21 protein-coding genes are annotated in these 25,948 nt (G+C 42.3%); 12 read left to right on the top strand and 9 right to left on the bottom strand.

All coding sequences use genetic code 11. The features are described 5' to 3' along the window. Positions 1-67: 67 nt before the first annotated feature. Positions 68-1,024: a cation diffusion facilitator family transporter gene (locus tag F6K20_RS02865; RefSeq protein WP_287293635.1), complete on the bottom strand. Its 957-nt coding sequence runs from the start codon at positions 1,022-1,024 to the stop codon at positions 68-70. Positions 1,025-1,040: 16 nt separating this feature from the next. Here F6K20_RS02865 and F6K20_RS02870 point away from each other — a divergent pair, with 16 nt between their 5' ends. Next, on the top strand, positions 1,041-1,250 hold the full coding sequence (locus tag F6K20_RS02870; protein WP_287293638.1) for a hypothetical protein: 210 nt from the start codon (positions 1,041-1,043) through the stop codon (positions 1,248-1,250). Between the two features lie 133 nt (positions 1,251-1,383). Here the strand turns inward: F6K20_RS02870 and F6K20_RS02875 are convergent, their stop codons facing one another. The 4 genes from F6K20_RS02875 to F6K20_RS02890 all read right to left on the bottom strand — a co-directional run bounded on the left by F6K20_RS02875 (position 1,384) and on the right by F6K20_RS02890 (position 7,455). After that, positions 1,384-1,737, bottom strand: coding sequence for a DUF433 domain-containing protein (locus F6K20_RS02875; RefSeq protein ID WP_287293641.1), 354 nt, complete (start codon positions 1,735-1,737; stop codon positions 1,384-1,386). A gap of 296 nt (positions 1,738-2,033) precedes the next feature. After that, complete coding sequence (locus tag F6K20_RS02880; RefSeq protein ID WP_287257267.1) at positions 2,034-3,266, bottom strand: glycosyltransferase; 1,233 nt, start codon at positions 3,264-3,266, stop codon at positions 2,034-2,036. 103 nt (positions 3,267-3,369) lie between these two features. Continuing rightward, positions 3,370-7,005: a DUF4114 domain-containing protein gene (locus F6K20_RS02885; protein ID WP_287293644.1), complete on the bottom strand. Its 3,636-nt coding sequence runs from the start codon at positions 7,003-7,005 to the stop codon at positions 3,370-3,372. A 132-nt stretch (positions 7,006-7,137) separates the two neighbouring features. Beyond that, positions 7,138-7,455, bottom strand: a complete 318-nt coding sequence (locus tag F6K20_RS02890) for a hypothetical protein (RefSeq protein WP_287255510.1) — start codon at positions 7,453-7,455, stop codon at positions 7,138-7,140. Positions 7,456-7,740: 285 nt separating this feature from the next. Between F6K20_RS02890 and F6K20_RS02895 the strand changes: the two genes are divergently transcribed. Further along, complete coding sequence (locus F6K20_RS02895; protein WP_287293645.1) at positions 7,741-11,403, top strand: WD40 domain-containing protein; 3,663 nt, start codon at positions 7,741-7,743, stop codon at positions 11,401-11,403. A gap of 514 nt (positions 11,404-11,917) precedes the next feature. On the opposite strand, the gene mutL is transcribed toward F6K20_RS02895, so the two are convergent. After that, positions 11,918-13,687 (bottom strand): DNA mismatch repair endonuclease MutL, encoded by a 1,770-nt coding sequence (mutL, locus tag F6K20_RS02900; RefSeq protein WP_287293647.1) that lies wholly within the window; start codon positions 13,685-13,687, stop codon positions 11,918-11,920. A 529-nt stretch (positions 13,688-14,216) separates the two neighbouring features. Here mutL and F6K20_RS02905 point away from each other — a divergent pair. Beyond that, positions 14,217-14,381 carry a hypothetical protein gene (locus F6K20_RS02905; protein WP_154659798.1) on the top strand — a complete coding sequence of 55 codons (165 nt, stop codon included), beginning with the start codon at positions 14,217-14,219 and terminating at the stop codon, positions 14,379-14,381. Positions 14,382-14,842: 461 nt separating this feature from the next. Here F6K20_RS02905 and F6K20_RS02910 read toward each other — a convergent pair whose 3' ends face one another. Beyond that, a complete protein-coding gene (locus F6K20_RS02910) occupies positions 14,843-14,998 on the bottom strand; it encodes a hypothetical protein (RefSeq protein ID WP_287293650.1) in 156 nt (51 codons plus the stop codon). Here F6K20_RS02910 and F6K20_RS02915 point away from each other — a divergent pair. From F6K20_RS02915 to F6K20_RS02925, 3 genes are all read left to right on the top strand, one after another. Next, positions 14,997-18,551 (top strand): AAA-like domain-containing protein, encoded by a 3,555-nt coding sequence (locus F6K20_RS02915; RefSeq protein ID WP_287293653.1) that lies wholly within the window; start codon positions 14,997-14,999, stop codon positions 18,549-18,551. The two genes, F6K20_RS02910 and F6K20_RS02915, sit on opposite strands and share 2 nt — an antisense overlap. 285 nt (positions 18,552-18,836) lie before the next feature. Continuing rightward, entirely contained in the window at positions 18,837-19,031 is a 195-nt protein-coding gene (locus F6K20_RS02920) for a hypothetical protein (RefSeq protein ID WP_287250291.1), read from the top strand. 44 nt (positions 19,032-19,075) lie between these two features. After that, positions 19,076-19,216 carry a hypothetical protein gene (locus F6K20_RS02925; RefSeq protein ID WP_287250290.1) on the top strand — a complete coding sequence of 47 codons (141 nt, stop codon included), beginning with the start codon at positions 19,076-19,078 and terminating at the stop codon, positions 19,214-19,216. Positions 19,217-19,322: 106 nt separating this feature from the next. Here F6K20_RS02925 and F6K20_RS02930 read toward each other — a convergent pair whose 3' ends face one another. Next, on the bottom strand, positions 19,323-19,577 hold the full coding sequence (locus F6K20_RS02930) for a hypothetical protein (RefSeq protein ID WP_008184674.1): 255 nt from the start codon (positions 19,575-19,577) through the stop codon (positions 19,323-19,325). A gap of 332 nt (positions 19,578-19,909) precedes the next feature. On the opposite strand from F6K20_RS02930, the gene F6K20_RS02935 reads away from it, so the two are divergent. The 6 genes from F6K20_RS02935 (at position 19,910) to F6K20_RS02960 (ending at position 24,395) form a co-directional block, all read left to right on the top strand. Then, positions 19,910-20,125 (top strand): hypothetical protein, encoded by a 216-nt coding sequence (locus F6K20_RS02935; RefSeq protein ID WP_287293655.1) that lies wholly within the window; start codon positions 19,910-19,912, stop codon positions 20,123-20,125. 1 nt (position 20,126) lies between these two features. Next, on the top strand, positions 20,127-20,261 hold the full coding sequence (locus F6K20_RS02940) for a hypothetical protein (protein WP_287293657.1): 135 nt from the start codon (positions 20,127-20,129) through the stop codon (positions 20,259-20,261). Between the two features lie 14 nt (positions 20,262-20,275). Next, complete coding sequence (locus F6K20_RS02945) at positions 20,276-21,103, top strand: esterase/lipase family protein (protein ID WP_287293659.1); 828 nt, start codon at positions 20,276-20,278, stop codon at positions 21,101-21,103. A 101-nt stretch (positions 21,104-21,204) separates the two neighbouring features. Further along, entirely contained in the window at positions 21,205-23,619 is a 2,415-nt protein-coding gene (locus F6K20_RS02950; protein WP_287293661.1) for a tetratricopeptide repeat protein, read from the top strand. A 410-nt stretch (positions 23,620-24,029) separates the two neighbouring features. Beyond that, positions 24,030-24,200, top strand: coding sequence for a hypothetical protein (locus F6K20_RS02955; protein WP_287265838.1), 171 nt, complete (start codon positions 24,030-24,032; stop codon positions 24,198-24,200). Between the two features lie 27 nt (positions 24,201-24,227). Continuing rightward, positions 24,228-24,395 carry a DUF4351 domain-containing protein gene (locus F6K20_RS02960; RefSeq protein ID WP_008180046.1) on the top strand — a complete coding sequence of 56 codons (168 nt, stop codon included), beginning with the start codon at positions 24,228-24,230 and terminating at the stop codon, positions 24,393-24,395. A 241-nt stretch (positions 24,396-24,636) separates the two neighbouring features. Here F6K20_RS02960 and F6K20_RS02965 read toward each other — a convergent pair whose 3' ends face one another. Continuing rightward, positions 24,637-25,482, bottom strand: coding sequence for a Uma2 family endonuclease (locus F6K20_RS02965; RefSeq protein ID WP_287293663.1), 846 nt, complete (start codon positions 25,480-25,482; stop codon positions 24,637-24,639). Between the last annotated feature and the right edge of the window lie 466 nt (positions 25,483-25,948).

A 25,948-nucleotide genomic window follows, 5' to 3' on the forward strand; every position in this document is an offset into this window, starting at 1 on the left:
CTCCCGACTCCCGACTCCCGACTCCCTACTCCCTACTCCCGACTCCCGACTCCCGACTCCCTATTCCCTACTCCCCATCTCCTTCATCTTTACCGTTCATTTGTTGGTTACGGTTCGAGCCATTCCATCGTAAGGATGCTGTTAAATCATCATCGATGTGGAAAATAGCTTGTACGGGTCCGTAGCGTTCTTGAATTCCTCCCTGAATCCGTTCAGCAATCAGGGAAATGACTCCTGAAAACTCTGGATGCACTACCAAATGCATTTCAACATACATGAAGCGTCCTACAACACCCCGGCACTGAATTTGATCACAGCGAGTGACACCTCCAACTTGATGGGCTATGTGAGCGATCGCTTCTGGATCAATGGGATTTTGTTTGACTAGCAGGGGCAATTGCCAGTTGATAACTTGCCAACAATTTGCCCCGGCAAAGAGCACCAGCACACTACTCAACAGTGGATCCAGCCATAGGAAACCTTGGGAAACGCCCCAAAGCCCACCGAGTACTAGTATAGTTAAGCCCACATCCTGAAGCATTTGAGCCGCCTGAAACCGTAGGGTAGGACTCCTGACCACTCTAGCTTGGTAAACCATCAGGCAAGACCAACCAAGGCTCATGGCTAATACTGCTCCCAACAGCTGTACTAAGGGTAAACTGAGCCGGACACCAATAGTTAAGGTTCCTCCCTGAATCAGGGTTAGTAACTGCTGAGAGGACAGTAAGCACAAATTTCCCCCAGCAAAGCCGAAAAAGGCAATTAGCACAAAGGTAATCACCGTTTCCCGTTTACCATGACCATAGACTGACAGATCTGGCGAATTGTCATAGGTAGTGATCATCAGCAAATTGACAAGGGTATTAAAGCAAATTAATAGGGTGAACAGAGATTCCCCCATCAGACTGAGCGATTGGGTAGCCCAAGCTGCTGACACCTTGACTGATAAAACAAACAAGCTGAGCCAGAGGGTAATGAATAAGACCAGACGACTAGTCTGATCGCGGTTTGGTCCTTCGGTCATGGCCTGAAGGTAACAGATGTCGATTACCTTCACATTATCTTGGATTACCCTATTATTTATTTGGGCATCAGGCAATTATGCCATTTTATGGGAGTTCTTAATGGTTTTGGGGAGTCGGGAGTCGGGAGTCGGGAGTCGGGGTAAGCGGTCAGCGGTCAGCGGTCAGCGGTCAGTAGTCAGCGGTCAGCCGTCAGCGGTCAGCCGTCAGCCTTTAGCCTTTAGCTGAAAACTGTTCGCCTAGCGTGGGCGTAGCGCTAATCGCTGATAGCTAATCGCTGATAGCTGATAGCTGATAGCTGATAGCTGATAGCTGATAGCTGATAGCTGAATGCTTACCTAAAACCTATTTCAAATGCGTTTTAGGTTACAGCCTTAACTGATTTAGTAGACTCTTGCTGAGCATCTGCTTCTGCTTTTAATTGGCGAAACCTTTGGCGTGCAGGGGAAGGATTACGTTTTTGCTCTTCTCGTTGTTGACGGCAAAACTCTAGCCAGTCAGCCAAGTAAGCCCTGACCTCCTCTTTGTTGTGTAGATAGTAGAGGATGCTGGCGTAGACTTCTTCTAGGGTAATGGTCTCAAATTGTTCGGCAATTTCTTCGGGGGTTTTGGCACGATAGATGTATTCGTAGAGGACACTTTCGATGCCAATGCGGCTACCTTTGATGCGGATATCATCAGAGGCTAGGAAGTTGAAGTAGTCTTGGATTTGCATTTAGCAAAGGGTACAGGGAGTAGGGAGTAGGGAGTCGGGAGTCGGGAGTCGGGAGTCGGGAAGAAAAATTATCACAATTCCTACACGGATTGCTATAGCAATTTGCAATTACCAGGTAAAAGTTCTTTTGAATTATAGCGTTTCGTGTAGGAATTGTAAACCAGGATTACAGTTTTTGACCTTGTCTTGATGCAGTCGCTCATGGGGAGGGGCTGCATCAAGACAAGGCAGGGTTTATTGATAACTATCGGCTGCTAGCACAAAATAGCGTTCTCTTTCTTGCGCTTACTCTGACATTAATGTTCCATAATTTTTGATATAAATTGTAGATAATTCAGGTTTTTAAAAGATGAATAGTTATGCTGACTTCTGTAGGAGAGCTTGTTTTCAATTAAATCTGCCAAAGTCTTTTGAAACTGAGATAATTCAAAGGTCTCAATTATTCTGTGTCGTAACTGTTCGGGCTGGTAGATCATTTTGTTGGGATAGGAACCTTGCAGAATCTGAATGAGACTCCAGGCGATCGCATTCACATTTTGTGGATCAACTAAGCATCCAAGGTTGCCATTTTCCAGCGGATCAACAGCCCCATCCTGGTTTCCAGCTAACACAGGTTTACCACAAGCAAGGGCTTCTAAATAGACAATTCCAAAGCCTTCAATAGAACTGGGTAAAGCGAAAACGTCGCAGAGATTATAGTAGTCACATAACTTATCATCCGGTACAAATCCAGCTAAAGTAACGCAGTCTTCTAAGCCAAGTTGCTGAACTAATGCTTCAATCTCAGGTTTGGCATCTCCCTTACCAACAATAATATAATGAACCTCCGGAATCTGACGGCGAATTTGAGGTAAAGCTTGAATAATTTGGAAGTAGCCTTTGTGAGGAGCAGCAGTTTTTCCTAAGCGAGAAACCGTTAAAATAATAGGCTGGTGGGGAGAAAGTTTATAGTTTTTCAACAGATGAAACGGTTTTGGTGCAATGTTAAATTGCTTTCCATCGAAGGTATTGGGTAAAATAGAAAGATGAGAAGGATTGAGCTTTTGTTCATGGAGAAGGCGATCCCGTGTATAGTGACTAACCGCAATTATTTGGTTTGCATGACGTAATGCTTTCTGGCGGAGGGGATGTTTGAGGTTCCAAACTTCGTCACCATGAGCCACAACCCAGTAGGGAATCCCTGTCAGTTGTTTAAGCCAGTAGCAAGGAATGCTGTAGTTGATGTGAGTGGTAATGATAAGAGTTGGTCGTTGCCAAATTCCCATTAAAATAATTTTCAGAGTAAGGAGAATATTTTGTAGAAAGCGGGAAAATTTACCAAAGCAATGAAATCGACTTTGTGGTAGCAATTGAGAGTTAGGCTGAGAAGAGGTATCGTATTTGAGGAAAATATCGTATTGGGCTTCTGGATAAAGAGTTTGTAAGGCTTGGAGGAAAAAGGTGGAGTAGACTTGAATTCCGCCTTTGAAGTTAAAGATGTTGGGAACAATTAGGTAGAGATGAGGTGCTGTTGAATGTTGGTTAAACATTTTGATATTTTATTGTTGGAATTATTTTTATGAAAACACCTTCCACATTAAAATAAAATGTAGAAGATGTTTTTGGATTGAATATTTAACCTGTCGGCAGAATTCAGGCTGGTCTTAGTTTTACTCTTACAGGATTGAAGGAAAGAGTCACGGAGGGTTGATCATCCCCCTTACTATCTCCTTGAATTGTATATTCTCGCACTAGCTCATCATTATCTAGAGAAATAGTTTGAGGTTCAAGCAAATCAACATCTATAGTTTCTAAGACATCTCGGCTATCGCTGATAATTTCATCAATCACAAAGCCTGGATAACGTTGACTAACATCAACTCCAAAACTTTCAAGCACGCCTGCAAACGTTGTAAAATCTTTTATCGTCTCTTCAAAAGTTGCAATTACATAAGGACTTAAGATAGTGCCATTTGCACTAATTTCCGTCTCAATTTCAATACGTGGACCGTTACCGTCGAACTCATCATCTCCCCGAACTCTTGGAGGTTCAAATGAAGTGATATCTCTCAAAAAGAAGGTATCTTCTACTAGCTCTCCTGTTGTCGATGAGCGCAATCTTAGTCTTACCGGATTGAAAGAGATAGAAACAAAGGGTTCATCACTACCTCTTCTTAGTTTTTGCCGAGTGTCTCCTTGAATTTCATACCTTGCCACCAAATCGTCTCCGTCTTGGTATATTACTTGTCTGTCGTGCAAATCGACATCTGTTGTCTCTAAAGTATCTAGTCCACCGCCTCTAATAATCGAGTCGATGACAAAGCCAGGATACATACTGCTGATATCAATACTACTTGAGAAAAAACCATCAAAAGTTGTGAAGTCTGATTTTGTTTCTTCAAAAATGACATTGCCTGTAGCTTGTAGCGTAGTACCTCGCTCTACGGCTTGGGATTGAATTCGGATTCGAGGGCCATTTCCTTTAAACTCACGATCTCCTCGAGTATTTGGAGGTGTAACAGTAATGCTAGGGATTTGAAGATTGATTTCAGGTCGAGCTTGGATCTGCTCAAGTCTTTGAATTGCTTGATCTGCTTGAATTAAACCAGAGCCTGTTGCATTATCAATTCCTGGATCTAAGTCAGGAGTATAGGGATTCTCCATATCCAGAGCACTTTCTTGTATTGCACGATAAAGTATGTCAGGAGGAGTGCCTGGAAATGCTTGCAGCATCAGAGCAGCTACACCAGCAGCATGGGGAGCAGCAGCAGAGGTACCAAAAAAATTTGGGAAATTATCTGGTTCAAAGTCATTATCGTCTACGCCATCTCCGTCATTATCTACAAATGCAGGGAAGAATGTTGTATTGGTTCCATGAGGAGCCACAATTTCAGGCTTTTGACGGATTTCCGGAGTTACTAGCCGATTACCTGATTGGTCAAACAAAATAGTGGTAGGCCCAATTGAGGAGCTTGGTGCTAAAGTAGTTGGATTTCTATAGAACCCTGACCCAACAGCCATTGCACCAACTGCTGCATGATGTCCATATACTGTCGGTGAATTAGTAGAAAATTCATTAATTACTGTTGCTCCTGAACCTGGGTTGAAAAGAATATATTTCAGATTTCTAGGAGCATCTCCGCGAGGGTTCGTGATTGCAAGGTTGAATTGGGCTGGTATTGGATTCCCATTAGCATCTGTATTTCTGTTGGTAAATCTAAGAACCTCTACTGCATCTCGACCAATATTTCGATCTGTACTTCTTGCTAAAACTCGATTACCAGTGTTGTCAAGTAAATAAATATCAAGATCGCTAGTTGCACCCCCACTTTCAGGACTAGCAGAAAGAAATGGAGAATCCCACTGCAAAGAAACAACCAAGTTGGCATTCCCCGGAATCGTAATTTGTTGTAAAGTGTCTACACCTGGTCCTGGATTAAAATCATGAGCCACAGAACCTTGAATACGTTGACCACTAGAGACGAATGAGCTTTCATAGGAGTTATTAGCTTGGTTACCAGCACTTGAGAAGTATGCAACGCCTTGAGTCACGACTTCATCAACAGCTTGTGCAATAATTCCATCTTGGAACATTGGCTCAGCGTAGATACTAAGATCATCGACAATTATGTTAGCACCAGCATCATCCATTAATTCTTTAATTCCGTTAGCAAAATTAGCTGTGCCATTGAAACCTGTATGGAATGCTAAACCAGCACCAGGAGCTACATCATGTATGAGTTGTGACATAGCACGACCTTCATCTGTATCCCTAGAAGAGCCTTCTTCCAAGATATTTACAACTGCCGTGAATCCATTAGGATTGTTAACTCCTGGAAGATCTCCACTCCGTATGTCATTAACTTCTCCTCCCAATACGTTGTAACTATCTGAGATAACTCCTACAGTCACTCCAGCTCCATTTACATTGAAGTTTTGGCGTGCATCATTAGAATTGATAGCTTGGTCAATCTGGCTAATAGGAGCTCCTGCATCAGCAGCTCCTATGTTAGTTAATGGCTGATATGCTGGCTTTGCAAAGGCTAGGCTGTTCAAAGCAGATACTTCATTGATTAATTCAATTGGTAGTAGCCCTGACACAACTGATTTAAATGCCACACCTTGTTGTAAGCCTAACGCTGTGAGGTCATTTAGCAGCGTATCTGCATCGTCAAATGCAACAGCATCGATAACGACCTTTCCTTCATTAACTTGTAACAAGAAGTTATCTGGCTCAAATTCTGAACTTGATTCATTTGTTTGTTGATGAGCGATATATTCCAATTGAAGCTCAACGAGATCAAAACCTACTTTAGAGCCAGACGTATCTGGATCACTCAACTGGAAGTAATCAACTAACGCTTCACCTAAGTCTGTATTTTGCCAATTACTTTCTGGAGTCACTATCTCACTGAGTAATGTTGCCTCTCCTGTTGCCCCTATAACTTTAAAAATCAAGTCGTTATAATCACTATCCGGTTTACCCCACTGGTCATCGAATCCAAAAGTATGTCCATGACCTGTAATATCTACCATTGTTCCCAGACCATAAACATCCTCTGAGTCAGCAGCCGTCATCGAGAACAATGGACGTTTAGAACCGTCAAGACTCGGATCCTCAAAAACTTGCTGAACCTTGCCTTTGGGAACAAACAAGATGCCAAATTCATCCCCAGGATTCATGGCAAATGTCTTGACATCCTGATGTTCTCCACGATTCCAATTTTCTTTTTCATGTTCTCCTAAAATACCACTAAATCGTGCCCCTTCTTTTAGATCATAAATTACCACATGACCTAACTCTGAACCAATCAGAGCGCGACGAGCAGCTTCTCGAATAAATGCTTCTGAACCGGGTTCAAATTCAGCCATATCTTCTAAACTGAAGATGGCTAATTCTCCTTTGTATTTGCCCCCATCAAATAAGAAATCAACTGCAATATCGCCATCTGCTCCGACTGTGAAAACTCCTGAATCAAATTCAGAAGTATCCAAATCATCAAGATTTCCTACTAATGTCTCTGAGTTACTTGTACCCGTCAGTAAATCGCTGCCGTCTTGATTAGCTTGAGGTTCCGTAGCGGTTGTTTCCAAGTTCAAATTTAGGTCATTTGTTAAGTCAGAATGGTCAGAAATCAAGAGTTGATCTGAATCCAGGTCTGAACTGTTAAGGGAAAGTAATTGTTCAGAAGGACTGAAATTCAGAGAACTGTTAGAGCTTTCTAAGTTCTGGTCTAAACTCAGCAAAGTATTTTCCGAGTTGGAGAAAGGTTCAAAAATATCCAGCACAAATCCTCCTATCCATTGTCGGATTGGTAAAATACTGATCAGCCATTTTTGCGGCGGGCTTAAATTAGCCTTCCGTTGAATACATCAATATATCGGTGGTTTTGAAAAAAACTGTGCAAAACCTGATCTAAGTCAACTGATAAAATCCTGTGAAAGGTACACTCTGTTGTTACTTGCCGCAAATGCAGCATTTGCTCCATTTAGTTCATCAGCAGAGCGAATCTCAAAGGTTGGCAACCAGCTCCAATCTCTAAATGCAAAGCTCTGGCGCAGCTTTTCTAGCTTTTCAGCATCAAAGCGATCACCAAAAACCTCTGTTATCTTCTGCTCAAACTGCTCATCCACTCCAAAGGCAGCCAAAATATCTAACGATTGCTCAATTGCTCCATCCAAAGCTAGTTGAGCTGGGATATCCAAAAACTCAGTTCCAACCAAATGGATTTTTGCCATAATTGTCCCCTCTATGAACAAGAATCTAGTTCAGGGTAAAGGCATTTAATTTTTTAAATCCTATATATAGTGTTTGTTTAATTAAAAAACACTATATGTATAAAAATCATTGTCAATAAGCACAATAAGACCGGGTTTATTGAGAACTATACCTGGTTTATTGACAAGATGCGTTTACCCTGGAATCTACTCCCATCTTTAAAAAAAGATAAACAATGCGCAAGCCAACTTTTTAATGTAGTACTCTAACTAAAAGTTGACTTGACAAATTAACCAAAACTGTGTATGGCATCCCTCCAGGCATCTAAAAAAGGCATCGAACTAATTAAACAGGCTCTGAAAAAGCGAAAGTGGACCCAAGAGGATGACACACCACTGGTCCTCATTGGCACTCATTTAGATCCAAAAGGATCTTGGGGATCAGGAGGCCCATATCCTCCAGGACATAAACCTTCAACATGGAAACGATTTATAAGTGGTCTTCCCGTCCGTGACAGAACATTTAAGAACTTTTGTTGGGTTCTTAGTCTCCCGTGGGAAAGCATTGTTAATGTAAGTACCGTTGTTGACTGGGAAGATGAACAAAATATATCCCAATTTTATGGTCGAAAACGTGAATTAGATGAGCTTAAAGACAAAATTATTAAGCAGCGTTGTAGACTTTTATCAGTATTGGGTGTAGGTGGAATTGGGAAAACTGCTCTAGTTTTTGAGTTTGCTAAAGAAATCCAGCATAATTTTAAATTTGTGATTGAAAAATCCCTTAAAAACTCTCCTCCATTTATTAAATTTATTGACAGTTTACTTAATCGATTAAGTTGCAATAAACTAAAGGAATTACCAGGTGAAATCAATCTTAAAATATCTCTTGTGGTTAGTTGTTTAAGAGAATGGCGTTGTCTAATAATAATTGATAACTTTGAAGGTATTTTTGATAAAAAAAATCCAGCAGACAGCCAATACCTAGATGGCTATAAATTGTATGGTGATTTCCTTGAAAAAATAGCAAAATCAAGTCATAATAGCTGCGTAATAATAACTACTCAGAGTGAACCACAAGAGATTTATAATACACAGAATAAAAAAGTTAAAAGTTTAAGATTACAAGGATTAAACAACGCAGACGCAAAAAACATCATTGATGAAGAAAATTTTGAAATATCAACCTCAGAAATCAATGAAATTGTAAACTACTATGGAGGACATCCTCTTGTACTCAAAATCGTTTCAGCTGGCATCAGAGAGTATTTTGATGGAAATGTAAAATCATTCATAGAAAAATTAAGGCAAGGAGTTTACCCTTTTAATAATAACAATATTAAGACTTTTATACAAAGGCAAATCGAGCGAATAACTCTCCAGGGAAAAGTAATTGTTTACTGGCTTGCTATTAATCGCGAACCTATTACTATAGAAACGTTAAAAAATGACCTATATAATTCAGACTTATCTATACCAGATACATTAGATTTATTAGCTAAGCGAATACTCATTGACACTTCGGATGACCTAATAGGGCTTCATCCTGTTATGCAAGAATATATAATTGAAAGCATTATCAGTGAAGTCTGTAATGAAATAATAACTGGGAACATAGAGTTATTAAGAACCCATGCTCTAGTCAAAGCACAGTCTAAAGATTATATCAGAGACACACAACGTAGGTTAATCATTCGACCGATAATTAATCAGTTACTAAGTATTTTAGGAAACAACGAAGCTATTGAAGAAAGATTGAAGCAAATAATAATAGATATTCAACAAAATGTTCGAAAGCTAACCTCCTTATGGGTTGGGGAAGAAACTGACAGTCATATTCTCAAAGAATTAGAAAATCAAGCAGTTAAAGAGGTCGGATATACCTCAAGCAACATCTTGAACTTTTTTCGCTATTTAAAAGAGGACTTAAGCGGATTAGATTTATCAAATTTGTCTATTATACAAGCAGATTTGCAAGGTGTCAATCTTAAAAATACTAATTTCTCTAATTCATATTTTAGGAAATGCTCTTTCACAAATATTTTGGGCAGTATTTTATCAGTGACTTTTAGTCCTGATGGTAATCTATTAGCTACTGGTGATGCTGATGGGAAAATCAATTTATGGAATGTCTCTGACGCGCAATGGCTGTCAACGATCCAGGAAGGTGATTTCAATTGGATTATGTCTATAGCCTTTAGCCCTAACGGGCAAATCCTAGCAAGCGGCAGTAACAATGGTACTATTAAACTTTGGGAGATCTCTACTGGCAGACATCTAACAACTTTTAATACTAATTCTTGGGTTCTATCTGTTGCATTTAGTCCCGATGGGCAAATTTTAGCTAGTGGTAGTGCCAATTCTGTTATACATCTTTGGGATGTAGAAACTAGAGAAATTATTACAACATTAGAAAAGCATACTGATAGAATATGGTCTGTTTCATTTAGTCCAGATAATACAATAATTGCTAGTGGTAGCGATGATCGAACAATAAGGATTTGGGACGTTGAGACCAAGGAATGTAAAAATATTTTATTAGGTCACAAAGGATGGGTTACATCTGTTGCCTTTAGCCCTAACAGTAGAAAGCTTGTTAGTGGTAGTATTGATAAAACAGTAAAAATTTGGGATACGAGTAGTGGAAAATGCCTCAACTCGTTCGAGGGTCATAAACATTGGGTTACATCTGTTGTTTTTAGCCCAGGTGGATATACAATTGCTAGCAGTAGTGAGGATCGCACAGTAAAAATTTGGGAGATTAGTACTAAAAATGCCAATCCAGAATATCAACCTTGTCTTTTCACATTAGGTGAACATACAAGTAGAATATGGGATATAGGATTTCATCCTATCAATCAAACACTAGCTGTTGGTTGCGATGATAGAATTTTGAGGATTTGGGAAACTAATACAGGAAACTGTATTCGAAAAATTCAAGGTTACCCTCAGTGGGTCATGTCAGTTGACTGTAGTCCTGATGGAGAAAAAATTGTTAGTGGACACGAGGATAAAACAGTTAAAATCTGGAATAAACATACAGAAGAAAAAATGATTCTGAGAGGACATACTGGTAGAATATGGTCAGTCTCATTGAGTCCAAACTTAGAAAAAATTGCTAGCGCCAGTGATGATCAAACAGTACGAATATGGGAAACTAGCACTGGTAAATGTATAAAAGTCTTGAAGGGACACTCCAGTATAGTTTTGACCGTCACATTCAGTCCCAATGGTCGTTTGCTTGCAAGTGCTGGAGAAGATAGAGTCATTCAAATTTGGAAACTAAGTACAGGGCAAAAACATGTCTCTCCTTTACAAGGACATAGCAATAGAATTCGCTCAGTTGCTTTCAGCCCAGATGGTCAATTTTTAGCCAGTGGCAGTGAGGATGGGAGTATTAGACTTTGGAAATCTGATACAGGAGAACATATTGAGACACTGGAAGATAAAAATGATGAAGTGTTTTCTATTTCATTTAGTCCAGACAGTAAGTTTATAGCGAGTGCGGGAAGTGCTAAAACTATCAAAGTTTGGAAGATTGAAAGTGCAGAAAAAATTTGCGAGTTTGAAGAATTACATACTCGTAGAATTCGTTCTGTTACCTTCAGTGCTAATGGTCAAATATTAGCTAGTGGTAGCGAGGACAAGACCATAAAAATTTGGTATTTCAATACAGGTGAATGCATCAATACTCTGGAAAAACATACAAATACTATACGTTCTGTCAAATTTACTTCGGAGGACAATTGTGTAGTCAGTTGTAGTCAAGACGGAACAATAAGAGTCTGGAATCACCAGAATTATCATTGCCACATACTAGGAGATGATCTGCCTTGTAAAAATATGAACATAACAGAGGCTAAAGGCTTGACAGAATCTCAGCGTAATTCATTAAATCTATTGGGAGCTATTCCCAACATTCCACAGGGAAGTAATGAGATTGATGGTATTGATGATCGCCTAAGTTAAACAGATCACCAATCTTATCTTAAATCTAGCTTGTAGACTTCGTCTAGCAGTCATTATATTTATATAGGGTTTATATTTGAGTTGTGAACATACTCCCAAAGGCCAAGAGGCAATAGGCAATAGGCAATAGGCAAGAGGGGAAACAGATCTCGAGTTTTATTGTTGAAAAAAAAAGACCCGTTAGGTTTACATCTCATTTATAAACCCTATACATATTTCTCAAGTTCAGAAGGTTATACAACTTAAAGTTTTGTTTCTAGATCTGTAGTATCGGTACTACTCTTGAGTGAAGCATAGACTCCCAGAGCCTATGTCCTGAGATTACAGTATATTTGCACTGAATGTGAGCCGAAAGCCGTTTATATTTGCAGTTATTGTGAGCTTAAAACTGCCTTGTTTGTGAGCCGAGGCGTTTTTGTTTGCGAGCTGCTACAGCCAACCTTCAACCTGCTAACCTTCAACCTGCTAACCTTCAACCTGCCAATCTGCTAACCTTCAACCTGCCAACCCTTCCTTAAATCCCATGACTTTTTCCAATTACCCAATGACGGCGGAAAAAACGGGAAAGAGCAGACTCTTTTAAGGATAAATAAATGGGACGCCCGTGGGGACAAGTGCGAGGGTTTCTAGTCTTTTTCCACTGATCTAATAACTGCTGCATTTGTGACAAGCTCAGGGGGATACCATTGCGAATTGCACTGCGGCAGGCAGTTGCTACTTGAGCGGTTTGTAAGTCTCCTCCTAAACTCAGCTCTAAAAGGGCTTTGGCACAATCGTCTCGCTGACGCAACAGTTCTGGTGCATTCCGTACTGCCCACAGCTCTTCTCCAAAGGGGTCCACTTCTAAACCAATGCGCTGTAGTTGTTCCACCTGGCTAGGGGATAAGTGCTGGAGAATGATGGGAGGTTCTAAGGGGACTAACTGCCAGCGATCGCATAATTCTTCATACAACACCCGTTCATGGGCAATGTGCTGTTCAATTAACCAAATACCAGTAGGATGCTCGGCTACAATATACATATTATGAAGCTGAGCCATGGCTCGCAGTTGGATTAGCCCAATATCATCAGTTTTGTTATCAATTTTGCTATCAATTTTGCTATCAGTTTTGTCAGTAATTTCTTGAGTGTCTGGTATCAGTTCAATTGAACGACTAGTGGTGTAACCTCCTCTAGCTTCTGATGTTTTGAGTAACTGTTTTACCCTGTTGGAGTGAATGCTTTCTGGGAGATTGGCTGGGGTGATTCGCAAAGCGTGCTCGATAGCTTCAGCAACTTGCTCTTGCCAGTAAGATACGGAGTGTAAGTAAATTTCGGTCTTTGCTGGATGACGATTCCAGTCGATTTGACTCGGACAAATCCGCAGGTGCAGGAAACAAATGGGATAGCGATCGCGAGGCAAGGTTCGAGCTAATCCTGTGATCATGGTTTGTTCCAATTCATGCGATCGCACAATTCGTCCATTAGTCGCTACCTTTACCCAGTCTGGACGTCTGCGATGGCATCGATCCGGTAATCCTAACACTAGCTCCATCAAACCATTTCCGAGATTTCCCTTGGTGCTTTTATCCTGTTGTTGTTCTGTTGCCGAATCCGGTATGGGCACTTCTACCGTTAACGGCTGCAAATCACTTTCCTTTAACTGCTTGATAATTTGAGGCAGAATCTGTTGGGCAGTATGACCAGGACAAAGATTAAACCATGGACGTCCATTTTGCTCCACTTGCCAGCTAACCCTAGGATGACACAGAGCATGTTGATGAATAATGGTTTGGACAGCACGCAACTGTTGTGCCATCGGCGGTAAACCCTGGCGACGCACGGGCAATTTACCAAATAAATTAGACACTATCACAATCGTACCGGGTGCGATCGCAGCAGATTCAATCTGACGCAGTTGACCTTGGGAATTATAGATAACTCGCCACCCCTGACTATTTCCTGGACATCGGCTCAAAATTTCTAACTCTGCCACAGCCGCCAAACTATGCAACGCTTCCCCACGAAATCCCAAACTAGTAATCTTCCACAGATCATCACTACTACAGATTTTGCTAGTACTGTGGGCAAAAGCCGCTTTTTGCAAATTCTTCACCTCCATCCCTGTGCCATTATCTGCCACTCGTACCCGCCATTGCTCAGTCCACAGGGAAACAGTAATCCGAGTTGCCCCAGCATCAAGGGAATTTTCGATCAGTTCTCGCACCACTGCCGCTATTGAATCAATGACTTCCCCAGCAGCAATTAGATGAACTACGTTTTTAGGTAGGGTTTGAATAATCATTTCAGGGAATCGGGAATCGGGAATCGGGAATTGGGAATCGGGAATCGGGAATCGGGAATCGGGAATCGGGAATCGGGAAAAAATTGTACCTCATAAGTATGATAAACGCTATATAGTGAATTTTTAATTAATTTTGTATAAAACACAAAGGACAACAAACAATATTACTATAAATAATGTGATTAAACGGATTTACCTTAGTTCTATATAACCAACGTTATCCATAAGTTAAGAATTTGGAGTATCGCGTCAGTAATATCACTTCAGGAGTATCGCCTCAGGAGTAATTATAAATTATTTACCCAATAATTAGTAATTCATCAGCGTTTTATCAGCCATCCAATTTTCGATTATATCTCAACAATATTGAGAAGTATACTAATTCATTCATTATGGTTATTTATATTAACAATAAAACTGCAAATTTATGACCTATAATTTAAATTTAATGCTATAGTATGTTGTGTATATAATCAAAAGTATTGCTGATATAACATAACCCTAAAAAAACTCCGAATGAGTCTGATAATTGCTAGATGAGGTACAGTCAATTTTCTTCCCCCGACTCCCTCGGTGCGCTTTCCGTAGGCGAATTAAATTCGCCACGGGTCGCACCGCTCCCGATTCCCGATTCCCGTTCCCCTCCTGGGAGGGGTTAGGGGTGGGTTCCGATTCCCTACTCCCTACTCCCTAAGGAAACAATGAACCAACAACGACAAAAACCCCACTACTCAATATGTCAGGGATTCCGTATTCCCATGGGATTTCCGGTAACCTGTTTTGAATCTGGACTGAATTACAATGCTCAAGCGGAGGATAACTTTATTGTTACGTATCCCAAATTTTGATTCCCAGTAAGCATATGCGCTACTTGAGGTGCTACTTGAGGTGCCGTCAGCTGTCAGCCGTCAGCTAAAAGCTCACGCTACTTGAGGTGCTTAAGATAAACCTTGACGGGAGAATTTAATAGTTCAAGATTTTGTAAGCATTCAGCAGTCAGCAGTCAGCAGTCAGCAGTCAGCGGTCAGCGGTCAGCTTATTTTATTCAAAAGCACCGATTGCGCTACGCGCAAGCTGCGCGAACAGTAGGGTGGCACAGGCTTCGACGCTGTGACCTAACCCATAAGCTGATAGCTAATAGCTGAAAGCTGATAGCTAATAGCTAATAGCTGAAAGCTGATAGCTGAAAGCTGATAGCTGAAAGCTGATAGCTGAAAGCTGATAGCTGAAAGCTGATAGCTGATAGCTTAGCTCCCTACTCCCTAAAACCCAGAATAAAAATAGCTCACCCAATTCAAAACTGCTACACATGGACACCTACGAATATCAAGTCGGTGGTAGTTTAAAATTAAATGCCCCTAGTTATGTAGAGCGTCGAGCTGATGCTGAACTTTATAATGCCTTAATTAGGGGTGAGTTTTGTTATGTGTTCAACTCCCGACAGATGGGTAAGTCTAGCTTGCGCTTACGGATCAAGCATCGACTGCAACAGGCTGGTTTTAGCTGCGCTTCTATTGATATGACGCGCATTGGTAGCGAAACTATTACTCCCCAGCAGTGGTATAAGGGATTAGTAGTTGAGTTATTAAGGAATTTCAAACTTTACCGGAAGGTTAATTTAAAAACTTGGTGGCGTGAGCACGATGATTTATCGGAAATCCAGCGATTGAGTCAGGTGATCGAAGAGATTTTGTTAGTTAACCTCAAAAGCGAAAAGATTTTTATTTTTATCGATGAAATCGATAGCGTGATTAGCCTCAATTTCCCGACCGATGATTTTTTTGCTCTGATTCGATCCTGCTATAACCAGCGAGCAGAAAATCCAGACTACAATCGCCTCACCTTTGCTTTATTTGGAGTCGCCACCCCTTCGGATTTAATTTCCCAGAGAAAACGAACTCCCTTTAATATTGGTAACGCTATTGATTTGCATGGTTTTACCCTAGAAGAAGCTCAACCATTAGCATCAGGATTAGTAGGATTAGTAGAGAATCATCAAACTATTCTCAAAGAGATATTGGCTTGGACAGGAGGACAACCATTTCTGACTCAAAAGCTGTGCTATCTGGTGCAGATATCGAATCAAAAGGCAATTAGTGGCTCTCTGACGATTCCCCCTGGTACGGAAGGATTTTGGTTAGAGCAGCTTGTGCGTAAGGAAATTATTGAAAACTGGGAAGCCAATGATCAACCGGAGCATTTACGAACCCTACGGGAACGCATTCTCAGAAATGAACAAGGCTCTAGTCGGTTATTAGCCCTTTATCAGGAAATCTTACAACAGGGAGAAATTGCTGCAGATGATACTCCTGAACAAATAGAATTACGGCTAAGTGGGTTAGTTGTCAAGGAGCCTGGTCAGGATAACAAAACTTCCCCAGTATTAAGGGTTTATAATCCCATCTACCAGTCTATTTTTAATCAGGATTGGGTTGAGCAAAAATTAGGGAATCTGCGACCTTATAATCAAGCCCTAAACGCTTGGTTAGCCTCCAACCGTGAAGATAATTCTCGGCTGTTGCGAGGACAAGCTTTAGCAGAAGCCTTAAACTGGAAAGTGGGCAAACGCTTGAGTGTAGTAGATGATGAATTCTTAGCTGCTTGTCAAGAATTAAGCTGGGTTGAACAGCAACGGTATTTAGAAGCAGAACGGGCTAAGGAAGCAGAAGCAAGATTAGCAGAACAGAAAAAAAGTGCCAGACGACTCAAGTTCTTGCTAATGGCAGTTGGCACAGCATTGATGGTTTCCACGGGGTTAGGGGTGACCACTTACCTGGGATATAGACGCTCAGCTATTAGCGAAATGAATGCGATCGCAAAATCCTCAGCAGCCCTCTTTGCCTCCAATCAACAATTGGACGCCCTAGTAGAAGCGATCAGAGCCAAGCAACGCTTGAAAAGCTTTGGTAACGCAGACCAGGCTACGGAAACTCAAGTAGAATCGGTGTTAAGACAGGCAGTTTATGGCACTGTTGAATATAACCGCTTAGTAAAGCATAGTAATCAGGTTTGGGCAGTTGCCATTAACCAGGCTGTTAATCTAATCGCTACTGCTAGTTATGATAAAACCATCAAACTCTGGACACTGGATGGTAAACTAATATCTACCCTAAACGGTCATCAAGCTGGGGTTTACGACATTGCCATTAGCCTAGACGGCAATCTGATTGCTTCCGCTAGTGACGACAAAACCGTCAAACTCTGGAAACGCGATAGTCAGGGAAGGTTTCAACCCCGACCCGATAAAACCCTCAACGGCCATCAAGCTGGCGTTTATGGTGTTGCCATTAGCCCCGACAGCCAGATGATTGCTTCAGGGTCTGGAGACAAAACCGTTAAGCTCTGGAAAGCTGACGGTACCTTGATTACTACTCTTAAAGACCATAGCGCTATTGTTTATGGAGTGGCCATTAGCCCAGATGGTAAAACCATTGCGTCAGCGTCAGGGGACAAAACCGTTAAACTTTGGGGCTATAATGGGAAATTACTAAGGACGTTTCAGGGGCATAATGACCGCGTTTACAACGTTGCCATCAGCCCAGATGGTCAAACCATTGCGTCAGCGTCAGGGGATAAAACCGTTAGACTTTGGGGTACTGATGGCACTTTACTAAACACCCTTCAGGGCCATAGCGATCGCGTTTACAACCTTGCGATCAGCCCAGATGGTAAAACCATTGCGTCCGCGAGTTGGGACGGAACCGTTAACCAGTGGAGTTGGGAAGGCACATTACTCACTACCCTCAGAGGACATCAAGATTTAGTGTACGGTGTGGCCATTAGCCCAGACGGCAAAACTATTGCATCCGCGAGTTGGGATGGAACGGTCAGACTCTGGAAACCCGATGGCATCATCCTCACCAGGCTCAGGGGGCATAGTGATTTAGTTTGGGCAGTGGCCATTAGCCCAGACGGAAAAACCATTGCATCGGCGAGTTGGGATCACACAGTCAAACTGTGGAATAAAGACGGTAGCCTACAAAGAACCCTAACTGGCCATAGTGCTAGAGTTTCCGGAATAGCGATTAGCCCAGATGGTGAGATGATTGCCTCCGCTAGTGCCGATAACACCATCAAGCTCTGGCACAGAAACGGTAGCTTGCTAAAAACTTTAACAAATCATACCAGCGCCGTTTTAGCAGTAGTCTTCAGCTCCGACGGTGAGATGATTGCCTCTGCTAGTGCCGATAACACCATTAAGCTCTGGAAACAGGACGGTACCTTAATTAATACCCTCAAGGGCCATAGCGATCGCATTGATGGAGTAGCCTTCAGCAAGCGATGCAGCGCGGTCTTGGGGGTTTCCCCCATGAGCGACTGCATCAAGAAAGACGGGACTCTAATTGCTTCCGCCAGTTGGGATAAAACTGTCAAGCTTTGGAAGCCAGACGGAACCTTGATTACTACCCTGAAAGGACACCATGACCGGGTTTACAGCGTTGCCATCAGTCCCGACGGTGAAACCATTGCGTCAGCGAGTTGGGACAAAACCATTAAACTCTGGAAGCGCGATGGTACCTTGATTACTACCCTCAACGGTCATCAAGCAGGGGTATTAGCAGTAGTGTTTAGCCCTGACGGTAACAGAATTGCTAGCGCTAGTTATGACAAAACCGTCAAACTCTGGAAGCAGGATGGAACCCTTTTAACTACCCTGAAAGGACATAGCGATGGCGTCTTAGCCGTAGTTTTCAGCCCAAATGGTGAGATGCTCGCCTCCGCTAGTGGAGACAACACTGTTATTATATGGGATTTAGATCAAGTCCTCGATTTAGATCAGTTACTAATCTATGGTTGCAATTGGATACAAGATTATTTGAACACTAACTCGGAGGTTAATGATGTTTGTCACCCTTTTGAATAGGCAATAGGCATGCTAGCAATAGGCAAGAGTAGATGTAGGGTGGGCAGTGCAACAGACCGATTGATCTGGCTTGGATTTTGCGTAGGTATGCACTGCCCACCAAGAATTAATTACAATCGAACAATTGTTGTTAACTGATACTAAATGGGATTCGGCTTCACCGACCCTATGGGAACTCATTCAACATTTTCACTAATCATACTAACCGGTTTGATTCTTGTTTGACCCGGTGGTGCGTTACACCGACCGGCTGTAGCAATGCTGAGGACGAGGCAGAAAATGAGGGTGAGCCCGTCTTATCACGCACCCTACGCAACTTTCAACCGAACAACCTTCAACCTTCAACCGAACAACCTTCAACCTTCAACCGAACAACCTTCAACCGAACAACCTTCAACCGAACAACTTTCAACCCCCAAAAAAATAGCCGCAGAAATACTTTCCACGGCTAGAATTTATCTTTATGACTCAACTTTGTAAACCAAACCAGACAACATAATCCGATATGATTAGACCGTAAGCATATGCGCTACGCGCACGCTACGGGAACAGCTATCAGTTATCAGCTTTCAGTTATCAGCTATCAGTTATCAGCTTATGCGCTACGCCAACAGCTTTTGAATAAAACAGGTAACTATTTGTTTAATCTGAGTTATGTCTGCTGACCGCTGACTGCTGACCGCTGACTGCTGACCGCTGACCGCTGACCGCTGACTACTGACTTCAGACCCGATTTTTTTGCCAAGGGGGTAAAACCCCCCATAAGTTAGTTTAACCGATAATTAAGTACTTCGTCATTATCGTAATGAATTCCCCTGGGATGCCAGTGGGCTGAAGGGGGCTCCACTCCGAGATTTCCGCGTAACGCAGTGCATAAAGGGCATACATGGTATTGAGTATTGCCTTACGTGACCCTTTCAAAATGTGCTTAACTGGGTATTTTTTTGGAGAAGGTTCCTGAGGAGTATTACCGGGAGTAGTCTCTTCAGGATTGTTGTTTTCGTTTGGTACAAAGTCTTCAGTCATAATTAAACTCGTGTTTGAAGTTTACAAATATAATCATAACGATTATAGTTAAAATTGTCAAGGAATTTTAGAATTTTTTTTCTGAAGGGGTATTGAAAGAAAATGTACGGAAAAGAAATAGAATTTAGAATTTAGAATTTAGAATTTAGAATTGGGAATTGGGAATCGGGAACAGTTGCGTAGGGTGCGTTAGGGGCGGACTTGCCCTAATTGTTTGCTCAAGCGCCAGCCTTGGTATAGTCCGCCCCGTAACGCACCACCAGGTCAAACAGCAAAAGAATCGTAGGGTGGGCATTGCCGATAAATATCATGATTGAACGGCGATTAATGAAATGGGCAATGCCCACCAATACCCAATCATAATCGGGAATCGGGAATCGGGAATCGGGAATCGGGAATCGGGAATCGGGAATCGGGAATCGGGAATGCCTTCGCTTAGCGTGACATGCAGGTCAATCGCGTTTTTTTGGGGAGTTAATTTACTGATATCATCGGCAAAAATAAGAAAAAAAATAAAATATATAATAGAAATTGTGATAGGTATATAAAATGAATTGTTATAACTTTTGTTCCCTGTTCCCTGCTCCCTATTCCCTACTCCCTACTCCCTACTCCCTAGATTTTTTTGTTAGACTAAATCGAGATTGGGTTTCATGCATCTACTGGTTAATGCTATATAGTTAACTGGAGGCTAATCCTTGAGTAAATTGACGGGCTTGATGAAAATCTCAAGCCACCAGGACTCATTGCCCAGTGCGGATATCGTGTTTGTTCACGGGCTGGGAGGGGATGCTAGAAGCACGTGGCATCCTAAGGAAAAACGGGATGATGATGACTTCTGGCCAGTTTGGTTAGAAAACGATCAGCCAGGTCTTAACATCTGGTCTTTTGGGTATAACGCTAAAGCGACAAACTGGAAAAGCAACAGCAGTATGCCTCTTTTCGATCAAGCCAGTAATTTATTAGATTGCTTAGATAGTCGGGATCTGGGTAAACGTCCATTAGTATTTATTACTCACAGTCTGGGCGGGCTTTTAGTCAAAAAGATGCTTAACAGTGCTAATAATTTTGTTAAACATCAAGGCATTATTGAGCAGACCAAAGGGGTTATATTTCTGGCTACTCCCCACACTGGGTCTGATCTAGCTGATGTAATTGATAAAATTCTCATTGTTGCACGAACTACAGTAAGTGTGGAGGAACTCAAAGCTCATGCCCCTCAGTTAAGGGAATTAAATGAGTGGTATACACAAAATGCTCCTCGTTTAGGAATTGACACAAAGGTCTATTACGAAACCCAGCCTTTGAAAGGGATTTTGGTTGTAGACGAGGATAGTGCCAACCCAGGCATTGCAGGAGTGAAGCCGGTTGCCATGCCAGATGACCACATTTCGATATCCAAACCCAAGTCTCCAGACAGTGAGCTCTATCTTAGTGTCAAGAAATTTATCAAAGAATGCCTCAAAACTCCTGGGTGGCTGTATAACATCAATGGAATAGAAGTAAAAAAAAACGGACAAAATTAAATCCCCCCAGTAACATTATCAATCGAGGCACTCCCCACTTTGTCGGTAGGGACCCTCAACTTGAGCAGCTCCATCGGGAATTTGAACAGACCAATCAATTAGTGATTTGTGCCATTGCCGGAATGGGCGGTGTGGGCAAAACCGAATTAGCTCTACAATATGCTCTGAACAATCAGCACAACTACCCTGGTGGTTTGTGCTGGTTCCCAGTGCGAGGGTTGGATCTCGGGACTCAAGTTGTCAATTTTGCCCGTACTAAATTAGGATTAACCATTCCAGATCAACTAGAGTTCAACCAACAGGTAGAATACTGCTGGGGGCATTGGCCAGAAGGAACAGCATTGATCGTGCTGGATGATGTGCCTTCTTTCAGCAACGACTACAAACAGAGAATTCAGCCCTACTTACCTCCAGCCCAATCCCGCTTCAAAGTACTGGTCACCAGCCGTCAGCGTCCAGGGGCTTCTTACCGACGAATTGACTTGGATGTACTATCCCCAGAAGCAGCATTGGAATTATTGGAATCCCTTGTTGGAAAAGAGCGCATTGATCAGGAACGAAAAGAAGCACAAGCGTTATGTGAATGGTTGGGTTATTTGCCCTTAGCTTTGGAGTTAGTCGGACGATATTTAGATATACATCCAAATTTAACTATCCCTAAAGTTCAGAAACGTTTAGAGAAAAAGAAATTAGCAGCAAAGGCATTACTTTATCAAACAGAACAAGGGGAGATCACAGCCCAGTTGGGAGTTGCAGCAGCCTTTGAGTTATCCTGGGAAGATTTGGAAGAGTCTCCAGAAGCCCAACAGTTGGGATGTCGTTTGAGTTTGTTTGCTCCTGCTCCTTTTGATTGGTCACTAGTAGAGTCTTGTGTTATCGAAACTGAAGATGAGGAGGAATGGGAAGAAGAACAAGAAGACTTGGAAGAATTACGGGATAGTTTCCTAGTCAATCGTAATCTATTGCAACTGACCGAACAGCAAACCTATCGACTCCATCAACTAATTCGAGAATTTTTCCAGACCAAGCTGGCTCAATTACCAGAGGCCGATGGCTACAAGCAAAGCTTTTGTCAGGTAATGGTGGCTGTAGCTCAATTGATTCCCCAGACACCAACTCAGGAAATCATTGCAGCAGTTAACCCCGCCATCCCTCATTTAGTTGAAACTGCCACAGTCCTAACTGATTGGCTCAGGGATGAAGATTTAATATGGCCTTTTGTTGGCTTAAGAAGATTCTATGAAGGTCAAGGTACCTATGACCAGGCTGAAGCGTTGTGTAAGCAATGTTTAGAGATAACCAGAACCCGCTTGGGTCAAGACCATCCCGATGTGGCCACCAGTCTCAACAACCTGGCTGGACTCTACTACTCAATGGGGCGCTATGACCAGGCCGAACCCCTCTATCAACAGGCTTTGAAGATCAGAAAGCAGCTGCTGGGTGAGGAGCATGTCGATGTAGCCGACAGTCTCAACAACCTGGGATTACTCTACAAGTCAATGGCGCGCTATGACCAGGCCGAACCCCTCTATCAACAGGCTTTGGAGATGAAAAAGCAGCTGCTGGGTCACCACCATCCCGATGTGGCCACCAGTCTCCATAACCTGGCTGCACTCTACAAGTCAATGGGGCGCTATGACCAGGCCGAACCCCTCTATCAACAGGCTTTGGAGATGAAAAAGCAGCTGCTGGGTCACCACCATCCCCATGTGGCTACCAGTCTCCATAACTTGGCTGCACTCTACAAGTCAATGGGGCGCTATGACCAGGCCGAACCCCTCTATCAACAGGCTTTGGAGATCAGAAAGCAGCTGCTGGGTCACCACCATCCCCATATGGCCACCAGTCTCAACAACCTGGCTGGACTCTACGAGTTAATGGGGCGCTATGACCAGGCCGAACCCCTCTATCAACAGGCTTTGGAGATCAGAAAGCAGCTGCTGGGTCACCACCATCCCGATATAGCCCAAAGTCTCAACGGCCTGGCTGGACTCTACGAGTCAATGGGGCACTATGACCAGGCGGAACCCCTCTATCAACAGGCTTTGGAGATGTATAAGCAGCTGCTGGGTCACCACCATCCCTCGGTGGCCACCAGTCTCAACAACCTGGCTGGACTCTACGAGTTAATGGGGCGCTATGAACAGGCCGAACCCCTCCATGTAGAGGCATTGGAGATCAAAAAGCAGCTGCTGGGTCACCACCATCCCTCGGTGGCCACCAGTCTCAACAACCTGGCATTTCTCTACCAGTCAATGGAGCGCTATGACCAGGCGGAACCCCTCTATCAACAGGCTTTGGAGATGAAAAAGCAGCTGCTGGATCACCACCATCCCTCGGTGGCCAAAAGTCTCAACGGCCTGGCATTACTCTACTGTAATCAGGGGCGCTATGATCAGGCCGAAGCCCTATTTGTCCAGGCTTTGGAGATTGCAGAACAGAAGTTAGGGTCAAATCATCCTAACACTGTAAGCATCCGTAAGAATCTAGAAAGTTTGCGCGATATAAAAAAGTAACAGGGAACAGAATAAACGATATCCGAATAGTTTTTGATGTTATCCTAAATCAGCAATATTATTCATTAATTAGCTAGAAATACTATATACTGGCTTGGTCTTGCTTTTCCTAAGTGAATGACTAATGAAGAATTTAGAATGTAGAATTAAGAATTTAGAATGAACAAGGTAGAATTTAGAATTAACAAGATAGAATTTAGAATTAACAAGATAGAATTTAGAAGATAGAAGGTATAGCAGTCGCAGTAAAGCTTAAGAGATATTTCTGCTCCCTGCTCTCTACTCCCTGCTCCCTTTCAACCAAAATTATCTGTTCTAAACTATACTTCGGTTCTATAAATTTTAAATTCTAAATTCTAAATTCTAAATTCTAAATTCTTCATTTAATTCAAGCTTATTTTCGGGAGGATATGATGCAGGAGTCAGTAGTTTATCAACGAATTATTCGCCAAGGATTAGAACAAGGATTAGAACAAGGATTAAAACAAGGATTAAAACAAGGATTAGAACAAGGATTAGAACAGGGATTAGAACAAGGAAAGCGCAGCGATGCAGCGCGGTCTTGGGGGTTTCCCCCATGAGCGACTGCATCAAGAAATGAGCTTAATTTGATTATCCGTCAAATTAACCGTCGCTTAGGTAAGATAAATCCCCAATTACAAAATCAAATTGAGCAGTTATCCTTTGAGCAGTTGGAGGATTTAGGAGAAGCGTTGTTAGATTTTGAAACTGAAGTGGATTTGACCAATTGGTTAAACCAGTTAACGGATAAGTAAAATCCCGTTAGGTGTCGCACTCAAAAGCCGTGCCATGGAGAGCTGATAGAGTGGGTAAGGAAAAGCTTTACCCACTCTACTATTGCTACAGCAATCGGGTGCATCTCATATTTGCTGTTTGACCCGGTGGTGCCTTACGGGACGGACTGTCCCAACTAAATTCTAAATTCCAAATTCTAAATTCCAAATTCTAAATTCTAAATTCTAAATTCTAAATTCTAAATTCTAAATTCTAAATTCTTCATTCTTCATTCTCTACTTCCTCAATAGATAAACCTAACGCTGAACTCACTTGCTCCACAGTTAGTCCCATTGCCAATAGCTTAGGAATAGCCTCTCGTTGTGAACGTTCAGCTTGCTCAGCCCGTTGTTTTTCTTGCTCAGCTCGTTGTTTTTCTTGCTCAGCTCGTTCACTGCCCATCAGCAGTAGATTACCTTCGCTATCCCACCACCTTAGCCACAAGTGATTCTGATTAAGATTCTGATATGAGCCTTCCCATACACCTAATTCTACCCCTAACTGTTCAATAGGATAATGTCCCCTTTGATTAGTCTTCATCTGGTGATATTTACCATTAACTAGATGATAGACTTCTAACTCCCCAGTATCAAATATATAGATTCCGTAGTAGGGAATGCGAATAATTTGTTCATAAACCCAGAATTTACCTGGTTTAGTTTTTTCTTCCCCAGTAGCAGATAAAGGAGTAGAATCCCTTTCCTCGTCTCCATTGCCACTAGCAAATTCCAGAGCAATCAGAGGTGCTAGGTGTTCTTGCCAAAGTACATAGGAACGACGAATTTTACCATCTAACAGAGGAGGTACTCCCGGTACATAAAACCAATCCGGAGCTTCTGCTCCTCTTTCTAAAGGTTCTGTGATCCGCCAATAGATACCAGAGTCTTGACCAATAGCGTATTGTCCGTCGGGATGAATTTTCTGGAGAACCGGTTCAATAGAATCAGTTAAAATAATGCTTTGGGGATGCTCATGGAAGTTCTTCACAAATTCGCCATTGGATTCTGGTAGTTGAGTATGATCCGGTAACGAAATAGTTAGACCTGTGCGCTCTAAGCTCTGGGTCATGACAACCTCATCTTGGGAAATGATTTGTAAGCATATGCGCTACGCGCACGCTACGCGAACAGCGGTCAGCCTTTAGCTGATAGCCGTCAGCGGTCAGCCTTTAGCTGATAGCCGTCAGCGGTCAGCCTTTAGCTGATAGCTGATAGCTGAATACTTACAATGATTTAGGTATACTTACTACTTATTTTAGCAGTTCTAAATACCCAATTAAGAACTGCTAAAATAAGTAGTAAGCATTTAGCTATCAGCCTTGGCCTTGACCTTTGGGTCACCCTACGGGAAACGAGGTTTATTTTAAGCTGACGGCTGACAGCTGACGGCACCTCAAGTAGCGTGCGCATAGCGCATATGCTTACAATCAGTGGCCTAGATTCCCAACCGTTGATAAACCTCGTCCAAATGTTGAAAATGGTGCTGGGGATTAAAACATTCCTCTATTTCTGAAGGAGTTAGCTTACTCGTAACG

Origin of the sequence: Moorena sp. SIO2C4 (genome assembly GCF_010672485.1) — a bacterium.
Lineage (GTDB): Bacteria > Cyanobacteriota > Cyanobacteriia > Cyanobacteriales > Coleofasciculaceae > Moorena > Moorena producens.